At 36.0% G+C, this 20,072-nt stretch carries 20 protein-coding genes and 1 tRNA gene; 11 read left to right on the top strand and 10 right to left on the bottom strand.

The window, feature by feature from the left end; translation table 11 throughout:
• Positions 1–171 precede the first annotated feature (171 nt).
• Positions 172–465, top strand: coding sequence for a hypothetical protein (locus tag B9N62_RS08295; RefSeq protein ID WP_087585103.1), 294 nt, complete (start codon positions 172–174; stop codon positions 463–465).
• Here B9N62_RS08295 and B9N62_RS08290 read toward each other — a convergent pair.
• Genes B9N62_RS08290 through B9N62_RS08270 form a run of 5 tightly spaced genes read right to left on the bottom strand, consistent with a single transcriptional unit; the run spans position 462 to position 6,422 of the window.
• Positions 462–2,195, bottom strand: a complete 1,734-nt coding sequence (locus B9N62_RS08290) for an AAA family ATPase (RefSeq protein ID WP_087585102.1) — start codon at positions 2,193–2,195, stop codon at positions 462–464. The genes B9N62_RS08295 and B9N62_RS08290 overlap by 4 nt on opposite strands.
• Positions 2,195–3,862: a fatty acid--CoA ligase gene (locus B9N62_RS08285; RefSeq protein WP_087585101.1), complete on the bottom strand. Its 1,668-nt coding sequence runs from the start codon at positions 3,860–3,862 to the stop codon at positions 2,195–2,197. Before B9N62_RS08285 ends, B9N62_RS08290 begins: the two co-directional genes overlap by 1 nt.
• A 12-nt stretch (positions 3,863–3,874) precedes the next feature.
• Positions 3,875–5,107, bottom strand: a complete 1,233-nt coding sequence (locus B9N62_RS08280; protein WP_087585100.1) for an OmpP1/FadL family transporter — start codon at positions 5,105–5,107, stop codon at positions 3,875–3,877.
• Entirely contained in the window at positions 5,104–5,955 is an 852-nt protein-coding gene (gene nfo, locus B9N62_RS08275; RefSeq protein ID WP_087585099.1) for a deoxyribonuclease IV, read from the bottom strand. Before nfo ends, B9N62_RS08280 begins: the two co-directional genes overlap by 4 nt.
• Positions 5,952–6,422 (bottom strand): hypothetical protein, encoded by a 471-nt coding sequence (locus B9N62_RS08270; RefSeq protein ID WP_087585098.1) that lies wholly within the window; start codon positions 6,420–6,422, stop codon positions 5,952–5,954. The genes nfo and B9N62_RS08270 overlap by 4 nt, the downstream gene beginning before the upstream one ends.
• A gap of 68 nt (positions 6,423–6,490) precedes the next feature.
• Here B9N62_RS08270 and B9N62_RS08265 point away from each other — a divergent pair.
• Positions 6,491–6,565 (top strand) — tRNA-Glu (locus B9N62_RS08265).
• A gap of 83 nt (positions 6,566–6,648) precedes the next feature.
• On the opposite strand, the gene B9N62_RS08260 is transcribed toward B9N62_RS08265, so the two are convergent.
• Positions 6,649–7,209, bottom strand: coding sequence for a manganese efflux pump MntP (locus B9N62_RS08260; RefSeq protein ID WP_087585097.1), 561 nt, complete (start codon positions 7,207–7,209; stop codon positions 6,649–6,651).
• 110 nt (positions 7,210–7,319) lie between these two features.
• Between B9N62_RS08260 and B9N62_RS08255 the strand changes: the two genes are divergently transcribed.
• Positions 7,320–8,069: a DUF4197 domain-containing protein gene (locus B9N62_RS08255; RefSeq protein ID WP_087585096.1), complete on the top strand. Its 750-nt coding sequence runs from the start codon at positions 7,320–7,322 to the stop codon at positions 8,067–8,069.
• Positions 8,066–8,944 carry a DMT family transporter gene (locus B9N62_RS08250; RefSeq protein ID WP_087585095.1) on the top strand — a complete coding sequence of 293 codons (879 nt, stop codon included), beginning with the start codon at positions 8,066–8,068 and terminating at the stop codon, positions 8,942–8,944. The genes B9N62_RS08255 and B9N62_RS08250 overlap by 4 nt, the downstream gene beginning before the upstream one ends.
• Here B9N62_RS08250 and B9N62_RS08245 read toward each other — a convergent pair.
• On the bottom strand, positions 8,941–9,666 hold the full coding sequence (locus B9N62_RS08245; protein WP_087585094.1) for a class I SAM-dependent methyltransferase: 726 nt from the start codon (positions 9,664–9,666) through the stop codon (positions 8,941–8,943). The genes B9N62_RS08250 and B9N62_RS08245 overlap by 4 nt on opposite strands.
• Positions 9,667–9,712: 46 nt before the next feature.
• Between B9N62_RS08245 and B9N62_RS08240 the strand changes: the two genes are divergently transcribed.
• Positions 9,713–10,105 carry an acyl-CoA thioesterase gene (locus B9N62_RS08240; RefSeq protein WP_087585093.1) on the top strand — a complete coding sequence of 131 codons (393 nt, stop codon included), beginning with the start codon at positions 9,713–9,715 and terminating at the stop codon, positions 10,103–10,105.
• On the opposite strand, the gene B9N62_RS08235 is transcribed toward B9N62_RS08240, so the two are convergent.
• Positions 10,096–10,455 carry a Fur family transcriptional regulator gene (locus B9N62_RS08235; protein WP_087585142.1) on the bottom strand — a complete coding sequence of 120 codons (360 nt, stop codon included), beginning with the start codon at positions 10,453–10,455 and terminating at the stop codon, positions 10,096–10,098. The genes B9N62_RS08240 and B9N62_RS08235 overlap by 10 nt on opposite strands.
• 147 nt (positions 10,456–10,602) lie before the next feature.
• Between B9N62_RS08235 and B9N62_RS08230 the strand changes: the two genes are divergently transcribed.
• The 4 genes from B9N62_RS08230 to B9N62_RS08215 are packed head-to-tail and all read left to right on the top strand — an operon-like array spanning position 10,603 to position 14,637.
• The gene (locus B9N62_RS08230; RefSeq protein ID WP_087585092.1) at positions 10,603–11,538 is read left to right on the top strand and encodes a metal ABC transporter solute-binding protein, Zn/Mn family; all 936 of its coding nucleotides are present in this window, start codon (positions 10,603–10,605) and stop codon (positions 11,536–11,538) included.
• A gap of 3 nt (positions 11,539–11,541) precedes the next feature.
• The gene (locus B9N62_RS08225; protein ID WP_087585091.1) at positions 11,542–13,047 is read left to right on the top strand and encodes a nickel/cobalt transporter; all 1,506 of its coding nucleotides are present in this window, start codon (positions 11,542–11,544) and stop codon (positions 13,045–13,047) included.
• Positions 13,044–13,829 carry a metal ABC transporter ATP-binding protein gene (locus tag B9N62_RS08220; protein WP_087585090.1) on the top strand — a complete coding sequence of 262 codons (786 nt, stop codon included), beginning with the start codon at positions 13,044–13,046 and terminating at the stop codon, positions 13,827–13,829. Before B9N62_RS08225 ends, B9N62_RS08220 begins: the two co-directional genes overlap by 4 nt.
• Position 13,830: 1 nt before the next feature.
• Positions 13,831–14,637, top strand: coding sequence for a metal ABC transporter permease (locus tag B9N62_RS08215; RefSeq protein ID WP_087585089.1), 807 nt, complete (start codon positions 13,831–13,833; stop codon positions 14,635–14,637).
• On the opposite strand, the gene B9N62_RS08210 is transcribed toward B9N62_RS08215, so the two are convergent.
• Both B9N62_RS08210 and B9N62_RS08205 read right to left on the bottom strand, forming a co-directional pair.
• Positions 14,618–15,949 carry an MATE family efflux transporter gene (locus B9N62_RS08210; RefSeq protein WP_087585088.1) on the bottom strand — a complete coding sequence of 444 codons (1,332 nt, stop codon included), beginning with the start codon at positions 15,947–15,949 and terminating at the stop codon, positions 14,618–14,620. The two genes, B9N62_RS08215 and B9N62_RS08210, sit on opposite strands and share 20 nt — an antisense overlap.
• Before the next feature lie 249 nt (positions 15,950–16,198).
• The gene (locus B9N62_RS08205; RefSeq protein WP_087585087.1) at positions 16,199–16,648 is read right to left on the bottom strand and encodes a type II secretion system protein; all 450 of its coding nucleotides are present in this window, start codon (positions 16,646–16,648) and stop codon (positions 16,199–16,201) included.
• 140 nt (positions 16,649–16,788) lie between these two features.
• On the opposite strand from B9N62_RS08205, the gene B9N62_RS08200 reads away from it, so the two are divergent.
• Together B9N62_RS08200 and B9N62_RS08195 are read left to right on the top strand one after the other, a co-directional pair.
• Positions 16,789–17,661: a cytochrome-c peroxidase gene (locus B9N62_RS08200; protein ID WP_087585086.1), complete on the top strand. Its 873-nt coding sequence runs from the start codon at positions 16,789–16,791 to the stop codon at positions 17,659–17,661.
• On the top strand, positions 17,651–20,071 hold the full coding sequence (locus B9N62_RS08195; protein WP_087585085.1) for a bifunctional diguanylate cyclase/phosphodiesterase: 2,421 nt from the start codon (positions 17,651–17,653) through the stop codon (positions 20,069–20,071). Before B9N62_RS08200 ends, B9N62_RS08195 begins: the two co-directional genes overlap by 11 nt.
• Position 20,072 lies beyond the last annotated feature (1 nt).

Below are 20,072 nucleotides of genomic sequence, written 5' to 3'. Positions count from 1 at the left end.
GTCAAAAAATCAATAATCCTACCTTTTCTCATCTCTTTTTTGGTCAAAAAAGCACTGCTGTAAAAAATACGGAAACAAATTTTAAGCGGTAAACCTTTTTAAGGTAGCAAGCAAGACATATGCCTCTTTTGTAGCTTATGATAGACATAGTCTACTCAATATTTTTTAGCAATGAAATTTCAAATTTTTTGGGACTTTTTTGATAAAAAACTACTTATCTGCAAAAGCTGTGGTAGTGAATTTGAGGCAAGTAAGCGAGTTGAATTTATACTAAGTGGGTATGAGTGGATATCTGTCCTGCTATGGCTTTTAGTGGTGACTTTCGTGCAAATTTTAATAGATGAAAAAGAAAATTTCTCGCTCACATCAGTGATCATCGGCACTTTTGTCTTTGTGGTAGCACAAAGTATCATCTTACTGCTGATCCCATACAAAATAACTAAAGTCGGTAAGAAAAAGGCCTAAGAGCCAAATCCCATCTTTTTATCTTCGCCAAAGCTTGAGTTTAACTCGCGCTCTATCGTCGTTTTGAAGTCCTCAAAGGTAAAAATCCCATCATCTTTTATAGCGACTTTCAAAGCGGTATTTTTTAGCGCGAGGACTATCTGGGCGCCACTTAGTTTATATTCAGCCAGTCTTTCTACGCTAAAGCCATCTTCAAAGCTCGCATTTTCAGGCAAAATTTTACGCCAAATGGCGAGCCTGCCGTTAAAATCAGGTTTTTTAAACTCGATCTTATAGTCAAACCTTCTAGAAAACGCCACGTCAAGGCTTTGCAAGAAATTTGTCGTAGCGATCAGCACGCCCTCAAAGCGCTCGATCTGCTCTAAAAAGATATTTTGCATTTGATTATGCATCTTTTCAGCGCCGCTTGAGCTCTCCACTCTCGTGCTTAAAAACTGATCGGCTTCATTTAGTAAAAGCACCGGCTCACTGCCACTTTTTTTACAAATTTCTTTGTAAGTATCAAAAATTTTCCTTACATTTTGCTCGCTCTCACCGACATATTTGCTTAAAATTTTCGAGCAGTCAAAGCTTAGAATTTGCTTCTTTAGACTCTTTGCAAGTCCAACAGCGCTCATTGTCTTGCCAGTGCCAGGCTCGCCATAAAAGATGATCTTAGCGTCTATATTTTTCCTAGTTTTTATGCCCCAGCTGCTAAGTCTGGCGAGTACTTTTTTGTCGACTTGCTTTAGTATCGTGCTTAAAAGCTGCTTTGTCTTTTCATTTAGCACGACGTCTTCTAGGCTAGTTACCGGCTCAATGAGTTCAAAAATTTCTTGCTCTTTTACTAGGCTTTCGATCTTGATTTTCTTGCTATTTTTGTCATTTTTTGGGTGCATTATGCTTTGCAAAATATCTTCATTTATAAAAAAGCTCTTGCTTACATTACCATAAGCGTTTAAAACCTCGTCGTAGTCGATCAGCGCACCTTCAATGAGCCTTGAGCCGTCCTCTAAAAGCGTGCGATTTTTGATGCGTTCAAACTCGTCTTTGCTTATTAGCCCAACTAGCGTGTTTAGATCACGGCCGTTCTCAAAGTCGCCCGCGTACTCCTCTTTTAAAAGGGCTAAAAATATAATCTGCTCTTTTTCGTCAAGCGAATTTTCTTTAAAAATTTGCTCTATTTTTAGGCTAATTTTACTTAATTTTATGCGCTCATTTATGCGTTTCGTAAGCTCAGAAATTTGCTCGTTGATTCGCTTTTTGGCATCATTCGAGCCATCGCCAAAAATGGCGGCCTTTGAGTAAAGTTCTATTTTTAAAAATTGATCTTTTAAATACTCCAAATGATCTTGATAAGCTGTGTGCTCTGGCAGGTTTATGTCGGCATTGCCATCTTCAAGAATTTTTAAAAATGTAGCTGAGAGAGAAATTTCTGAATGAAGTAGCGAAAGCAACCCTTGACTCGAGCTTTTTTGCGAGCTCTCTGGCATTTTAAAGAGGTTGTAGTTTTGCACTATCCAGCCACTATCAAGCAAATTTTTTATAAATTTTAAGTATAAAAGCTGCTTTTCATTTTGTGTACCAAAAACAGCTCCAAGTAGCTCATAAATGCTCATACTAGCTGTTCCTTGCACGTAAGCTCTGCTTAGATATTTTAGAATTTCTCCCTCTTCATCATCACACTTTATCAGCTCGTAAATTTTACTTTTTTTGAGGTCTTGGTTTAGAAAATCAAGCAAATACTTCACTAAATTTTATCCTTGATCTGCTCTTTTAGCACACGTTTTAGTACCTTGCCAGTAGCGTTTCTAGGCAGCTCTTCGGCAAAATAGATACTTTTTGGTATTTTGAAATTTGCTAAATTTTTCCTTAGATGCTCCCTTACTGTTTTTTCATCAAGATCCATGCCATCTTTTACCTGAATAAAGGCCACAACCTCTTCATCGGCATGTACGTCTTTTACACCAATTACCGCTGTTGCTTCAACTGCTTCAAGTTTGTAAATAACCTCTTCGATCTCACGTGGATAGATGTTAATGCCCTTTGATATGATAAGGTCTTTTTTACGATCAACGATATAGATAAAGCCCTCTTCATCGACTTTGCCAAGATCTCCGGTCTTTAACCAGCCGTTTATTATGGTCTCATCAGTGATGCTTGGCATACCATAGTAGCCTTGCATGACGCAGTCGCCCTTTACAATGATCTCACCGATCTGGCCAACTGGAAGCTCCATCATCTCATCATTTACGATCTTCACCTCATAGCCATCAAGCACAGGCCCTACACTTAAAAGCTTTTGTTTATCATATAAATTTGCAGCTACGACAGGTGAACATTCGCTAAGTCCATATCCCTCGACGAGTGTTGCACGTGGGAATTTCACTCTAAAGTCATCTATCGTCTGCTTTGCAAGCGGAGCCGCACCACTTACAAATAATCTAATGCGGTTAAACCATCTAAAATACCAAGGAATTTTTGCCTTACCAATAGCTGTATAGATGGCTGGGATTCCTAAAAATACAGTTACACGCTTTAGCAAAGTTTGTTTTAGTACATTTGAAAACGGAAATACCGACTTTACAAGTACCATAGATGCACTCGCAAATATCGGAAGCAACACCATTGCAGTTAGCGTAAAACTATGAAACATCGGTAAAAAGACTATGAAACGATCGCTTTTTTTCACTATAAAACGATCATGAGCTCCAATTAAATTTGAAAAGATATTTTTATAGCTTATCATCGCACCTTTTGGCTTGCCAGTAGTGCCTGAAGTGTAAATTATATGCATTAAATCATCTATTACCGGATACTTTGTGATACTAAGAGCGTATTTATGATTTAGAGTTTCTGTAAAATTTATGTTTTTAACAAGGCCATTATTTTCATAGCCCTTGCTCATATCCTCTTTTGAAATTTGAGGCGTTGAAGTGAGATATGCGCTCTCGCCATACTCTTCGTCAGTGTCTATATATTCATCTTTTGAGGCACTTTGAAGTTTCTTTGGTATTGCTCCGATCCAGATTATCTTTCCTAAAGTTTCAAGCTCATTTAATGCGATTAACTCTTTTGCAAGCGAGCTAGACGCAAAAAGCACCTTTGCACCGCAATCATTTATGATATATTCAAACTCGTTTGCTTTTAAAAAAGTATTCATAGGCACTGCGATACCGCCTATTGCGGTTATCGCAAGGTATGAGATGATAAATTCTTTCGAGTTTGTAACCGCCATAGCTACTTTATCACCAAATTTTACTCCAGCAAGCTGCAAATAAGCTGCCACTTTATCGACATTTTGCTTTAATTCGCGATATTTTAGCTTCTCTTTTTCTTCAAAAAGAACTACTTGATTTGGATTTTCCTTTGCTACTTTGGTTAAAATTTCATAAAAATTATTATAAGAGTATCGCATTATTAACCCTAACTAAAATGTATATTTGAAAGTCGTACCAAGGATTTGGATCGTACCAGTATCAAATTCCCCGGACATTTTTGTAGCAATACTGTTGGTAATACCTGTCGCACGCTTCTTATCGCGATGTTGATAAACATATCCGAGTGCCATTTCAAAATTTGGCGTAAATTTATAATTTACTCCAAAAGAATACACCTTAGATGTAGTATTTGGAAGCTCTAAGCCAGTATGCTTGCTGCTTGTAATGTCTTCATCATAGGCAAAGCCAGCCATTAGCCTAAATTTTTCATTTACGTCGTAGGCAAGACCTAGTCTATATGTATTTGTATCTTTTGCATTTTTTATGATTGGATCATCCATGAATCTTGCAAAAGCTGGATGCGAGTGAGCTGGACCTTTATCCATGTATTCAAAGTCATAGCCTTTAAATTTAGACCAATACGTCCTCTCAAAAGCTAGTAAAAGAGTAAAGTCGCTAAATTTATATCCAGTTGCAAGTACAAGCTGTGCAGGAAGTGGGATCTCAACTTTTGTTTTACCATGATAGCTTATAGGAGATAGTGCTCCGTTAAAATCAGCATCTGTATGGCCTTTAAGTTCTAAATTTACATTTGAGCGGTAAGTAACGGCAAAGCTTAAATCCTCAATAGGTCTATAAGTAAGTGCAACATTATAGCCATAGCCCATACCATCGCCTTTTATCTCTCTGTAGCCTATTCGTCCAAAGTCACTTGCTATCTTACCTTTGGTGTAAACGCCTCTAGCACCAAGAGCAACGGCAAGTTTATCATTTATGCGGTAAGCTACGGTTGGATTTAGCTCAATAACTTGTAGCTTAAACCTTTTAGCGGTAAACGCAGTAGCTGGATCCTCCCATGATACACCAACAGCAGCAGGAACGGCAAGAGCTAAACCAAATTTCCAGTTTTCATAAATTTCTGGCGTTACAAAACTAAATGTACCAGCTAGCGAGTCAAATTTTTCTGACCTGTAGCTTTTGCCACTATCACTTTTAAACTCGAGCTTATTTATATGAAACCAGCCAAGGGTACTTTCTATGTGATGACGTCCATCTAAAAACATCATATTTGCAGGGTTAAAATATGCCGCGTCAGCTCCAAAACTAAAGGCTACGTTACTAGCAGCAAGACCTAAAGAATCAGCACTTTGCTCAGGTATTTTATACCCGCCAGCATTTAGCAATGAACACGTCGCAACAATACTTAAAATCGCCTTTTTCATAGTTTTTCCTTTTCAAAATTTCTTAGAATTTTTATCTCATCTTCCCAAATACTCTCGTCAATCGTCTCTAATATTAAAGGAATTTCGCCTATTTTATCATCATTTATTATATTTTTAAAAGCACTAAATCCAAGCTCGCCCTTGCCAAGGCTCTCGTGTCTATCTTTTTTTGAGCCAAGTCCAAATTTTGCATCATTTAAATGCATGCCAGATAAAAATTTATAGCCAATGATCGCATCAAATTCCCCCATCGTTTTAGCGTAGGCCTCTTTGCTTCTTAGATCATATCCAGCAGCAAATGCGTGACAGGTATCAAAGCAAACACCAACCCTACTCTCATCGTCTACTCGCTCTATCAAATAAGCGATCTGCTTAAAACTAAAGCCTAAATTTGAGCCTTGTGCGGCTGTATTTTCGATGACTAGCTTTACGCCACTTGTGCGTTTAAGTGCTGCGTTCATACAGCTAGCGATGTTATCCAAGCACTCTTTTTCACTTATTTGCTTTAGGTGCGAGCCTGGGTGAAAATTTAAAAGCTCTAGTCCAAGTTTGCTAGCACGCTCTATCTCGTCCACAAAGGCTTCAAACGACTTTGCTCTTGCCTCCTCATCCGGATGGCCTAAATTTATCAAGTAACTACTGTGTGGCAAAACATACTTTGTGCTTATGCCAGAAATTTTTAGATTTTCCTTAAACCGCTCTATCTCACTGGCGCTTAGCTCTTTTGCATTCCACTGGCGTTGATTTTTTGTAAAAAGCGCAAAGGCATTTGCTCCTATTTTTGCAGCATTTAAAGGTGCATTAAACACGCCCCCAGCCGCACTTACGTGAGCTCCGATGTATCTCATTTTAACTCTTTTATTATCACTCTTATTTTGTTTTTGCTATCTACAAATTTGACGTAGTTGTCGCAAACCTCGTATTTTATAAAATATGAACTTAGATATTGACTAAAACCACACTCCGTATTCACCAAGCCTTTGCCATCATAAATCTTTTCTCTTTGCAAAATTTCCTCAAAAAGGCTCTCGTAGTGCGGGGCTAGAAAAAATTTCTCATTAAACTCAGTCTTGTTAAAGCAAGCATTATTTATGCAAATTTTATCTCTTATGCTTATGTTAGCGGTGTTTACGCCAGAACTATAAATTTGCAAATTTAGCTCATTTTTATATTTATGGAAAAATCCAACATCATTTATCTTTATCATCGGCGAAAATAAAGTAACTTGAAAAGCTTGTGAATTTTGCGGCGTTTTGGTAGCTACACAACCTGTAAAAATAAAAACAGACAACAAAGTAAATAAAAAATTTTTCAAAAATTTTTCCTTATTAATCTAAAATTAAGTATAAAAGAAATATAATCCCAACTTCATAACCGACATGTGGCCCATTCGTCTAGCGGTTAGGACATCGCCCTTTCACGGCGGTAACACGAGTTCGAGTCTCGTATGGGTCACCACTTCTAAAAATCAAAATCTTATCCATATAAGCTTTAAAATATAGTTAATCTTAAATATTATTTTTAATTGTTATTTTAAATTTTTATTGAACCGCGCCGCTTTCAATTAAATGCGTTATTAAAATTTTAAAACCTAGAAAAATTAATATCACTCCTCCCAAAAAGAGTGCCTTTTTCTCTAAAATCTCACCCATAAATTTACCAATGTAAAAGGCGGCTAGACTTAGCACAAAGCAGACTACACCGATGATGAGCGAGCTTTGAAAGATGTTTATATCTTCAAAGCTAAGTGTGACGCCAACGGCAAGAGCATCCACACTAGTAGCAAATGCTCCATACAAAATGGTCTTAAATCCTATCTTAAGATACTCACACTCCTCTTTACTACAGGCCTCTTTAAACATTCTAAAACCAAGAAAACAGAGTATAAAAAATGCAATAAAATGATCAACCGAGCTTATAAATTTTGCAAAACTAACACCTAAAAGATAACCAAGAAGGGGCATAAGAAACTGAAAAAAGCCAAGCATAAAAGCAATAAATAAAATTTTATTAAGAGCTAAATTTTTATATCTTGCACCATTTGCCATATTTAGTGCCGCACTATCCATACTAAGAGCGAAGCTAAGAAGTAAAAGTTGCATAATCTTCCTTTAGAAAAAAGGGTGAATTCTAGTGCAAAAAGATTAAATTTATTTTAAGTGTTTAGATATTTTTTGTATGATTTTGCTTTAAATTTAAAAAAGGAGAGAAGATGAAAAGATCTCTTGTCATTCTTTATGGCGCGCTTGCTTTAAATTTACAAGCCGCAAGCGTGGACGATATGATAAACAAAGGCGTCAAAATCGCCACTCACGCATCAAGCGGCGACTATAAAAGCTTGGTTAGTGAGGCACTAAATGCCGCTGTTAGCGAGCTTTCAAAAGAGGGCTTTATAAACAATGCTACGGCCAAAATTCCACTCCCAAAAAGCCTTGAGATGGCGTCAAATTTAGCCAAAAAAGTGGGTGGCGAAAAGTGGGCGCAAGACCTTAGCAAGTCGATAAACAACGCCGCAACCACTGCCGTGCCAAAGGCTGCTGAAATTTTTAGCGATAGCATAAAAAATATGAGCGAGGCCGATGTCAAAAATCTCTTTAACGGTGGCAGTGACAGCGTTACGAAGTATTTACAGCAAAGCTCCAGCCAAAAGCTAAAGGCAGCATTTGCGCCGATAATTGAAAAAATGATGAGTGATAATAACTTTGCGACCGCCTATAATGGGCTAAATTCTTTCATCGGCGGCTCAGCAAAAAACAACGAAACGATAAAATCAGTAAAGAGCCTAGCTAAAAATTTAGGCGCAAGCGAGTATGTGCCAGATGACGGCGAGGATCTAAACGCATATATCACTAGAAAGACGCTAGATGGGCTATTTAACGTGATGAGTGAAAAGGAAAAGGGGCTAAGAAGTGGCTTTAGCCTAGATAGCGACAAAAAGGTGCTAGACTCGATCTTTAAATGAGAAATTTAAGCGCTCAAAACAGAGCCGACATCGCTCTTATCGTAGTTGCTATCGTTTGGGGCGCTACGTTTTTACCTATGGCAAACGCGCTAAAGACAAATGGCGTCTTTGTCATGCTCTTTTGCCGGTTTTTTCTCTCAGCTATATTTATGGGTTTTGTTGCACTTAAATTTACTAAGAAATTTGACACAAAAAGCGTCATCTACGGCATTATCCTTGGCGCGGTGCTATTTTTGTCATTTGCCACGCAAACTTACGCTCTAAAGCTTACTTTTAGCTCAAGTGTTGCCTTTATTACAGGGCTTGAGTGTGTGATCGTGCCTTTTATGACAGCACTTATTTTTAAAAATAAAATAACTATTTTTGCTATTTTTGGTGCATTTATTGCTATTTTTGGACTTTGGCTCTTAAGTGGCGCTACACTAGCACTTGAGAGCGGCGAGGCACTTGCCCTACTTTGTGCCATATTTTATGCACTTTACACAAGCTTAAATGGCCACTTTGTAAGAAAGTGCGAGCTTTATTTGCTTGTATTTATGGTATTTCTCACCGTCTCTTTACTCTCATTTGTCTTTGCGTTTATTGAAGGTGGTGTGGTGCCAAATTACGATAGGGAATTTTTTATAGCAATTTTTATCACTGCATTTATTGGTACCATCTTTTGCTACTTTGTGCAAACCATCGCTCAAAAATACACGACCGCTAGCAAGGCGGCATTATTTTTCTGCCTAGAGCCAGTCTCTGCTGGGCTAATAGGCTACTTCATAGCTGGCGAGATACTTAGCATCTGGCAAATTTTTGGAGCAGTGCTTATTATCTTTGGCGTCATTTTTAGCGAATTTGGCAAGCAAATTTGCTCTAAATTTAAGCTCTAAAAGACAAAAAGCTTCATTTGAGAGTCAATTTTCTCGTCTATAAACTCGCCGTCAAATCTCTCTTTTAACATCGCTAAAACCACCTTTTCATCGTAGTTTTTAGCTCCGTTTATCTCAAGGTGCCAGCAGATATTCTCAGCAGCTTCTTGCACGCTTCGTCTAGCGATCCTAGTTTCGTTTAAAATTTCACTCTTATAAGCAATACTCTGCTCGTTTAGCCACGCTTCAAGCCTATTTACAACGTTTTTTTGAGAGAGCGTGCGGCCAAATTTTTCAAAAAATGGCTCCAGAAGATCAGAGCTTCTAGGCTTATCCCAGCCAAGATAGAGTTTTTGCTTTGCGATGCTATGAAATTTAGCGAAATCTTCATCGCTAGCAATCGCTGGACTCATCGTGCAAATTGCAATATCAAAGCACTTTGAGGGCTTAAATTCTCTCCAAGAGCAAACCTCGCTGGTTAAATTTGTCACGCCAAATCTCTTTGCGTCTTCGTTTAAAATTTCTATCATATTTTTTGAGCTATCAATACCAGTTATATTTTTTGCAGTTTTTGATAAAAATATCGTCCAAACACCGGTACCACAGCCTATATCGAGAATTTCTTTACCGCTAAAATCAACTCCCCAAGCTAAGGCTTTAGCAAAAATTTGTTGCTGAATAGCACTTACTTTGCCATCAAACCTTTGATAATTTGACGCCTTTTTATCCCATAAATTTTGCATTTTAGCTCCTTATTTTTGGTTATAATTCTAGCAAAAAAGGCCATAAATGAAAGATTTTATCTACAAAGTAATAATCCCACCACAAGCCATTGATATGCACGGACACATGAATAATGTCTATTATTTTACTCTTATGCAAGAGGCCGCATTTGCACACTCTGCTGCGGTTGGCGACACGGTCGAGGCGCAGTATAAAAGAGGCGAGATCTGGCTCATTAGAAAAAATGAAGCCAAATATATAAAAAGCGCAAAATTGATGGATGAGATAGAGATTCGCACTTACACACAAGCTGAAGGCAAGGCGACTTCGTGTAGATATTTTGAGTTTAAAAAAGATGACGAGTTAATAGCAACTGGCAAGACCGAGTTTGTTTATGTTGATCTAAAAACAAATCGTCCAAAAGCCATTCCAGCTGAGATCATAGCACTTTACTCGTGATCACACTCATCACAAACGCCTTTTATCACGGCGCTTTTTATATTTTTAGCGACGTTTAGATGAGGCATATCGATGTTTGTGACTTTATGACAGACATCGCAGATAAAGTACGCTTTTGCCTCATTTGCTAGTTCATAGTAGCTTTTATGATTATTTTCAGTTTTTATAACAAGACCTTTTTTTTCAAAAATTTCTATGCTTCTATAAAAAGTAGTTTTATTTGCATTAAGGCTTTCTAAAATTTCATCATAACTCAATGGAGTTTTGGTATTTTGCAAAATTTCAACGAGCTTTATGCGAAAAGTAGTTGCTTTGATACTATGCTCTTCTAAGAAATTTCTTGCATTCATCCTTGCCCTTTTTATTTTTTGTATATTAACGCTAAAAGTTTTAAATTTCATTTAAAAAGCACTATATTTAGGCTTTCGTTCTTTAAGTTGCAACCAAGTTGCAATCTGCTAAACTTCCGCAATATTTTTTCAAACAAAGGAGAGATGGTGAGAAAGATTTTTGTTTTTTTAGCAGTTTGTGCTTTGTCACTTTTTGCAAAGCCAGTTGTTACGACTAGTATATTGCCTACAAAATTTTTTGTTGAGCAAATCGCAGGTGATACACTAAGCGTAAATACAATGGTTGGCAAAGGTGCTGATCCGCACACTTATGAGCCAAAGCCAAAACAGATGAAGGAGCTTGAAAAGAGCGAGCTTTACTTTGCTATAGGCATTGAGTTTGAAGATACTTGGCTAGAGCGTTTTTCAAAATCTTTTAAAAATTTACACATTGTAAAAACACAAGAAGGTATCGAAAAGATCGCTATGAACGATGAACACGAGCATCATGAACACCATGAACATCATGAGCATAAGCATGAGGGCGAGCATAAACATGAGCATCACGAGCACCATGACCATGACCACGAAGCTGGCGAGCATCATCACCATCATCATGACGGCCTTGATCCACACATTTGGCTTGATCCGGTTTTAGTAAAAACTCAAGCTGATAATATAGCTAAGGCGCTAATAGAGAAATTCCCGCAAAATGCAAAGCTTTATGAGGAGAATTTGGCTAAATTTAAAGCTAGCCTTGACGAGCTTGATGGCTTTATCAAAAATACTCTAAAAGATGTTAAAACTCGCGAATTTATCGTATATCATCCATCTTGGGGCTACTTTGCAAAGCGCTATGATCTAGAACAGATCGCTATCGAGATAGAGGGCAAAGAGCCAAAGCCAGCTGAGCTAAAAGAGCTAATCGAAGAGGCTAAAGAGCACGGTGTAAAAGTCATTTTCGTTGCTCCTCAGTTTCCAACAAAGGCTGCAAATTTAGTAGCAAAAGAGACTGGCTCAAAGGTCATAAGCATTGATCAGCTCCCAGAAAATTGGCTAGATGAGATGAAAAAAACAGCAGAAATTTTTGCTAAGAGTTTATAAAAGATGTTAGTACGCCTGATTGTAATTTGCTTATTTGCTATAAATGCCTTCGGGTGTGCTCTTTGCTCGCTTTATAGCCCGACCGCTCACGTGAGCGTAAAATTTGACTCAAACGAAAACAATATCACTACAATTGCTTTTTCATGGACATTTTCACAAAATTTCTCAGAGCTTATGAGGCAAAATTTTGACCTAAATCAGGATGAAAAGATAGATGAAAGCGAGATCAAAAAGATCCGCTTAAATTTACTTGATTATCTTGTGCCAAGGCACTATTTAACGAATATTGAGTACTTTTACAAAGATGAAAATGCTACAAAGCTTGAGCTAAATTTAAAAAAGTATAAACTCTATTTTGATGAGGGTAGATTAAAATTTGATGTTAGTTTTAAGACAAATTTGCTTATCAAAGATGGCTTTGTGGTGTCTGTCGAAATGGACGACAAAGAGGGATATTTTAATTTTAAATTTACACAAAACAACGCATTTTTAGTGTCAGATCAGTTTTGGACGATACCAAATCCAAATGCAAATTTAATATTTTTTACATTTTCAAGTAAAGCTGCAGCCAAAGCTCATAACGAAAAACCTGCATTAAAAGAGCTTCTAAAAGAGCCAAACTCAGTAAATTTTGAAGATGAAAATTTAAGCCAGGTCGATAAGATCGATGAGGCTAAGTTTGATCTTGTTTCTAAAACAAGTCTAAATATGCTTGATAGATTAAAGCAAATTCTAAGAAATTTTGATCAAAAAAGTCCGCTGACTCTGCTATTTTTAGCGCTCATATCATTTGGTTATGGCTTTTTACACGCTGCATCTGCGGGACATGGCAAGGTGCTTACAAGCTCATATTTCGCTGCAACTGGTGGAAGCTACGCCAAAGCCTTTTTCTTCTCTTTAAAGATCGGATTTTTACATGTTGTGGGTGCGTTTATTTTTGTGCTTGCTAGTTTTATGATACTACGTGAGATTAGTAACGATCTGACAAAAGATACAGCAAGTGTTACGACAGCATTTTCTGGCGTTATTATCTTTTTTGTAGCGATTTTTATGCTTTATAAAAAGGTCAAAATTTATCTTTCAAGCAAAAAAGAGTTAAGTAAATTTTATATTTTTAGCTCAAGTTTAAGCCAAAATTTGAGTAAAAATACAAAATTTACTAGCGACTGTGGCTGTAACATCTGTACTACAAAAAAACCAAAAAGCAAAGAAGAATGGCTAGTTGCAGCTGCTGCGGCACTTATTCCTTGTCCTGGCACGATACTTGTCTTTGTGTTAGCAAATGAGCTAGGTAGCTACTTTGCAGGCGTTATAAGTGGCCTATTTATGGCGCTTGGCATGAGCGCAGTGATATTTTTAGCGGCTGTTTTTGGGGCCAAGATAAATGAGAGCACAAACATTAAGTTAAAAAAGTTTAAAATCTATGCCGAATTTATGGCTCTTAGCGTTATGCTTTGGCTTGGACTTTTTATTTTTACTACGACATTTACGCAAAAGAGTCTATTTTGAAAGAAATTATAAAAATTAAAAATTTAAACTTTAGCTACGATAAGCAAGTGGTTTTAGAAGGTATCAATTTAGATTATAGTAGCGATGAGTTTTTAGCTATCATCGGTCCAAATGGTGGTGGTAAAAGCACGCTTTTAAAGCTTATTTTAGGACTACTTAAGCCTCAAAGTGGCGAGATAAAGCTCTTTGGAAAAGAGCCAAGCGAAGTCAGTAAATTTATAGGTTATGTGCCTCAAAATTTTCTCTCAAATCAAAGCTTTCCAATGATGGTTTTAGAAGTAGTTTTAATGGGGCTAATAGATAAAAAAATTTTTGGTTTTTACTCACAAGCTGAGAAACAAATGGCTCTTGCCGCCCTTGAGAAGGTTGGTATGAAAGAATTTGCAAGCGCTAGAATTGGTGAGCTAAGCGGTGGTCAAAGACAGCGTGTATATATCGCAAGAGCGCTTTGTGCAAATGCAAAGGTCCTCGTTTTAGACGAGCCAACAGCTAGTATCGACACAAAGGGCCAGGCTGAAATTTATGAAATTTTAAAAAATATAAATGCAAGTGGTGTTGGCGTAGTTTTGGTAAGTCACGATCTAAATATCGTGCTAAATTATGCTACAAAAATCGCCTATGTGAGTAAAAATTTGCATATCCATAAAACTCATGAAGATACTGCAAAAAGAGAATTTATAGAGCATTTAGCAAAATCTCATAGCCATTTTTGCGATGTCGAGATCGCACTTGGCGAATGTGAGTGCAAAATCAAAAGTAATGTTTTTAAGATAAAGAGATAAAATGAGTGAAATTTTAGAGTTAAATTTTATGCAAAATGCCTTTATTGCTGGCATTTTAGTTAGTATAATTTGTGGGCTCATAGGCTCACTCGTTGTTATAAATAAAATGACTTTTATTGCTGGCGGTATCGCACACGGAGCGTATGGCGGCATCGGACTTGCCTTTTTCTTCTCGCTCGAACCACTTCTTGGAGCTAGCATATTCTCACTCTTTTTAGCTCTCGTAATCGCCACTATCACGTTAAAAGATAAAACCAACATCGACTCAGTTATCGGTGCTATTTGGGCATTTGGTATGGCTATTGGTATCATTTTTATCGATTTAACTCCAGGATACAATGCCGATCTTATGAGTTATCTCTTTGGCTCTATCTTAGCAGTGAGTGGGCAAGATATAACATTTATGAGTATTTTAGATATCTTATTTTTAGCACTCATTGCTCTTTTTTATCGTCAATTTGTAGCTATTAGCTTTGATGCAGAGTTTGCAAAGCTGCGCGGCGTAAATACAACATTTTTTCACTATTTATTAGTGTGCATGATGGCACTTTGTGTAGTAGCTACGATCCGTGTTGTGGGGCTGATTCTAGTCATCGCTCTTCTTACTATACCGCCATATTTAGCACAAATTTTTGCCAAAAGACTTGGACTGATGATGTTAATCTCTACTATCTTTTCAGTCGTTTTTTGCTTTAGCGGTCTATTTATTAGCTTTTATTTTAACCTAACAGGCGGAGCTAGCATAATCTTAGTTGCTTCACTTTGCTTTTTTGCTTTTTGTTTTAAATTTAAAAGCTTACGTCAGTAGCCATTCTTAACTGATAAAGCGTCCAAAAGACGAAGCAAATGGCTGTGAGATAGACGCTAAAAAATAGAGCTAGCCATATAAATTTTATCTCAAGACCAAAATAAAAAACTACCACGTAAAAAAGTGATCCTTGAAGCACAAATTGCCTAAATCCATTTAGCAAAAAGATAGCCACTGGGCGTTTTACGGCCTGAAGAGTGCTGCCTGAGACATTTATCGTGCCATAAGCTACGTAAGCAAGAGAATTTATACCAAGATAAAGCCCTGCTATCTCCAAAACTGCCGGCGTATCATCAAAAATTCTTATCATATCTTCACCAAAAAATCTAATAAAAACACAAGCAAATACACAATAAATAAGTAAAAAAAGAAGCGAAATTTTATAGCATTGTTTAGCTCTTTTAAAATTTTTAGCGCCATAGTTTCTTGAAACGATACTTAAAACTGCTGCGGCCATACCAATGGTCGGCAATACCAAAATTTGCTCTATCCTTAAAGCTATACCATATCCCGCTACGGCATTTACACCATAGTAGCTTATAAATTTTAAAAGTACAAGTGAGCCAAGCGACATCGATAGATAGTTTAAGCAAGCTGGTAGAGCTTGCTTTGTAATCTTTGCCCAAATGCTAAAATTTGGCACAAAATAGCTTAAATTTCTTGGCTCGATCATCTTAGCTTTTTTAACTTTTGCAAAAAGGTAGATCATGCCCAAAAGCTGAACACTAGCCGTTGCTAGAGCAAGTCCTTTTACGCCAAAACCCAAAATGAATGCAAAAAAGTAGCAAAAAAATGCGTTGATAAAAAGGCCATAAAATAGCCAATCGCGGTAACTTTTTGTATCTCCAAGTGCCACGAGTACGCCGTTTAGAGATTTGATAATCAAGAAAAATGGTGCAGCAAGAAAGATAACGCCTGCGTAATCAAGCGCCTCTTTTAAATAGTGATGATCAGCTCCTAAAAAAGTGAGCAAATTCGGTGCTAAAAAATAGCCACAAAACCCCATAAAAATAGCAAATACTAGCACGAAGATAATTCCATTTGCCGCATAAAATTTAGCCATTTTTATCTTTCCTGCTCCAAGGCTATTGCCTATTAGCGCAGTTAGTGCTGAGCCAAAACCAAGCCCAATGCCTACAATACTTAGATAAAGCAAAAAGCTCATAGCCATACCAGCTACAGCAAGGGTAGAAATTTTTGCTGCAAAAAATGTACCAGTAACGTTATAAAGAGTATTAAACATCATTGCGGTGCCAGCTGGAAGCGAAAGCGAGATGATGAGCTTATTTAACGGGTCTTTTAGTAAATCCATGGCTTGATTTTACGTTTTTTATCTTTAAAATTTGTAAAGAACAAAATCAATTAAATTTAATAAAAAGCCATTACCTATTAGCATAAGTTAGGATTGATACCTTTTGGCAACGCATTAAATCTTAGAAAGCTTATTTTTATGTATATAAATTATTTGTGTAAAAATTTGTATTTCTATTAGTCTTTGTTATATTAAAAATTTAGTAGGACAAAAATCATAAAAAGCAAGGAAAGATACCTTGCTAAATTTTTATTTATATTTTATGCCCATGCCACCAAATTTAAGTGTATTAGCTGTCTTGTTGTCGGTAGTACTTTCGATTAAGGCTTTAACATCTACTAAGCCTGGCAAGCCCCAAACTTGCTCACAAAGACCGCCTGTTTTTATAGTTATTCCTATCTCACCAGTAGTATTATTTCCAGGACGTACTTCTAAACACTCATCATCTTTTGCTTTTACTGGTGTTTTTACATTTGACATTTTTTTGACAGCTTTGTTAATATCCGAATCAGTAGCAAATTCGCCTTGCGAAGTATAGTAAGAACCCAAGTCCGAAATAAGTGTTTGTATATTTGAAGCAGTTTTTGATATCTCTGCATCATCCCTTGTTGCAGCTAGTTTTGGTATAGCAACCGCAGCTAATATACCCAATATAACGATCACGAAGATCAACTCAATCATTGTAAAGCCTTTTTTCATGACTTCTCCTCCCTGAAATATAAATATTTTCTAAATCGAGCGAATTGTATCATAAATTTCAAAAAACAATAAAATAATGTACTATATAAAAAATCAAAAATTTGCCGATATAAAAAAGGAAATTAAAATTTAGGGGCGTTATGAAGGGCGTTATACTTTGTCTATTTATCATCACGATTTCATTTTGTAAATATGAATCCTACAAACCTCTCACAGTAGTAAAATATAATGAAGAAAAGGCTCTGCTTGGCAAAAAACTCTTTTTTGACAAAAGACTAAGCCCAAATGAAAACTACTCTTGCCAAACTTGTCACAACTTGTATTGGAATTTAAGCGGAAGCAACCAAGATAGCATGGAAAAAGGCACTTTAAATCCTCCAACCATATTAAATGCTGCAGCAAACTATCTATTTTATAGCGATGCAAAGATTAGCAATTTAAAAGATCAAGTAAAAGAGTCCATAACTTCTAGAATAGAACTAAACTCGGATAACGACAAGATAGTCGATTCTGTAAATAATATCTCTGAGTACAAAATTTTATTTAAAAAAATTTATAATGACGGCATTAATTTTGATAATATTGCAGATGCAATAGCTGAGTTTGAGAAGGCTGTCTTGAGTGTTGATTCGCCATTTGATCGTTTTATATCAGGTGATAACAATGCCATAGATGATAGCGCAAAGAAAGGATTTGAGATATTTAATAATATTGGCTGTGCCGCTTGTCATAATGGTAGAAATTTAGGAGGAAATTTGACACAAGATATTGGCCGAGAAAGAATTTCTGCCTTAGATACAAGCAAAAGATTAAGAAGAGTGCCATCACTAAGAAATATTACAAAAACTACTCCATATTTATCTCATGGAGAGATAAATGATCTAAAAGAGGCTATAAGCTTTATTGGTAACTATCAGCTAGGATATAAGCTTAGCAAAGATGAAATTGATGCTTTATACTCATTTTTTTTGACACTAAATGGTAAAAAGCCTAGGATACTAAATGAGTACTAAGCGAATAAAAACCATACTTAGCGTCTTAACAGCTATATTTTTCATTAGTGCATTTTTTATATATAAAGCAAATATAGCTATTGGTGTAGCTCATAAATTTGATGATGGAATTTTAAATCTAAAATTTATAGACAATGAGATAACTTTTTCTTTGAATAATATTTATGATATCTCAAACTACGACAAACTCAATGCCGACATAAATTCTTTTGATACAAATTTAAGCAACCTTTCAATGCTTAGTGATGAGATGTTGTTATTTCATCAAAATGAAATAAAAAAAGACCTACAAAACATAAGAGATGTATTTAGTAAAAAAGTATTTTTTTTACAAAGATCAGCTTATGTAAACTCATCTATAGATTCTTATATCCAAATAAGTCAATATGAGATACAAAATCTCGCACTTTCAAATAAGCTTGAGCCTATATTTTATGCGATAAAAGGTGCTTTGATGCTTAGTCCTGAAGCAATAGATGATATTTCAAAGCAAATAAAAATGTATAAAAACGAGTATAAAGATAACCAAAAAGCTCAAAATGTATTAGACAAGATACTTTATGCAGCTCAAGCTACAAAAACTTTACGTACAATCTCAAATAGTGTAAAAGAGCTACACCTTGATAATCTGATAGAAAATTTTAGAAACAAAATCCTAGAATTTCACTCTGATGAGGTGAATAAGGCAAAAATAGCTCAGAGAATTTGCTTACTTATATTTATAATATTTTGTTCATTTGGTCTCTATCAAATTAAAATAGCCTCAGAGCGTTTAAGACAGATAAAACTCTTAAGATCCACGGTTGAAAACGATCATAGCTCTATTATCTATTGCGATAAATACAATAGAATTTCATACGTAAATAAAACCTTTGAAGAAAAAACTGGCTACAAACTAAAGGATGTAATCGGTAAAAATCCTAGAATACTAAAATCATATATGCATCCACAAAGCTTTTATGAGTCCATAAAAGAGGCTGTGCAAAAATCTCTACCTTGGGAGAGCGATGAGCTTATAAGCAGAACAAAAAGCGGTGATTTTTTATATGAAAAGGTAAAATTTTCACCATTTTTCTTTAAAAATAAATTTGAGGGCTATATAGCGGTAAAACTTGATAGGACTAAAGAAACGCTAATACTAAATGAACTAACTCAAAAAAATGAACAAATAAAAATACAATCTTCAATCGATAAGCTAACAGGCTTTGGTAACTACTTTGCTTTAACTGAAATTTTAGACGCGCAAAAAGATGGAGTGCTAATTTGCTTAAGCATTAAGAATTTTAAAATTTTAAGATTCTTTTATCAAACTAAGATTATCGATGCAATGCTAAAAGCAGTAGCTGATACACTAAAGCTTTGCATAGATACTTCTGAGATAAAAGCAAAGCTATTTAGATTTCAAGATGACGCATTTTATATATGGTATGAAGGCGATAATATCGTAAGAGATATTGAATATATTAGAGAATATTTTGGTTCAAATAGAATAAATGTCGCTATTGATGAAAAATTTGAAAATTTACCAGGCATAAAGATAGTATTTGGTGTTTCATTGCCAAACGATACCCCACAAACTAACCGCCTAATGCAATCAGTCCTTGCAAATCAGCTCGCAATAGAAAATGGTAGCAATATTTACTACTATCTAGAAAATGACGCCATTGAGATGAAATATCACAAAAACCAGCTGGCAGTCCAGCTAATCGAAGATGCGTTAGAAAACGATAGAGTCATCGTAGAAGCACAAGGCATCTTTAACTTAGAAGAAAATGAAACCGAAGCAAAGTATTATGAAGTTTTGGTTCGTATAATTGATCAAAATGGCAAGATACACTATCCGGGCGAATTTTTAGATATTGCCATGAAAACGCAACTATATCCGCAAATAACCAAAAAGGTGATAAGTCTTGCGTTTGATCTTGCTAAAAGATATCCAGATTATATGTTTTCGATAAATTTATCAATTACCGATATCGCTGATGCTAGTATGAGAGAGCTTATAGAAAGCAAGCTAAACGAGTGCAAAGATCCTAATAAAATTTGCTTTGAAATGTTAGAGAGCGAAGAGCTTAGCGACTATGTTGCGGTAAATTCTTTTATAAAACGTGTCAAGGGCTATGGATGTAAAATTTCGATTGATGACTTTGGCTCAGGATACTCAAACTATTACCGAATTTTGGAGCTTGATATAGACACCATAAAGATAGATGGCTCGATAATCAAAAAGCTTCCATTTGATGAAAATGCTAGAGTTCTAGTAGAAACCATCGTAAGCTTTGCAAAAAAGCAAGGCTACAAAATAGTAGCCGAGTTTGCAAGTTCAGAAGAAATTTTAAACCAAATCAAAAATTTTGGAATACCTTACGCACAAGGTTTCTTACTAGGCAAGCCTCGCAGAATGGAATAGT

This window comes from Campylobacter concisus, assembly GCF_002165785.1.
In the GTDB taxonomy this organism is placed as follows: Bacteria; Campylobacterota; Campylobacteria; order Campylobacterales; family Campylobacteraceae; genus Campylobacter_A; species Campylobacter_A concisus_W.
Note: the sequence above shows the minus strand (reverse complement) of the source record. Positions and strands in the feature narration are given on the sequence as shown.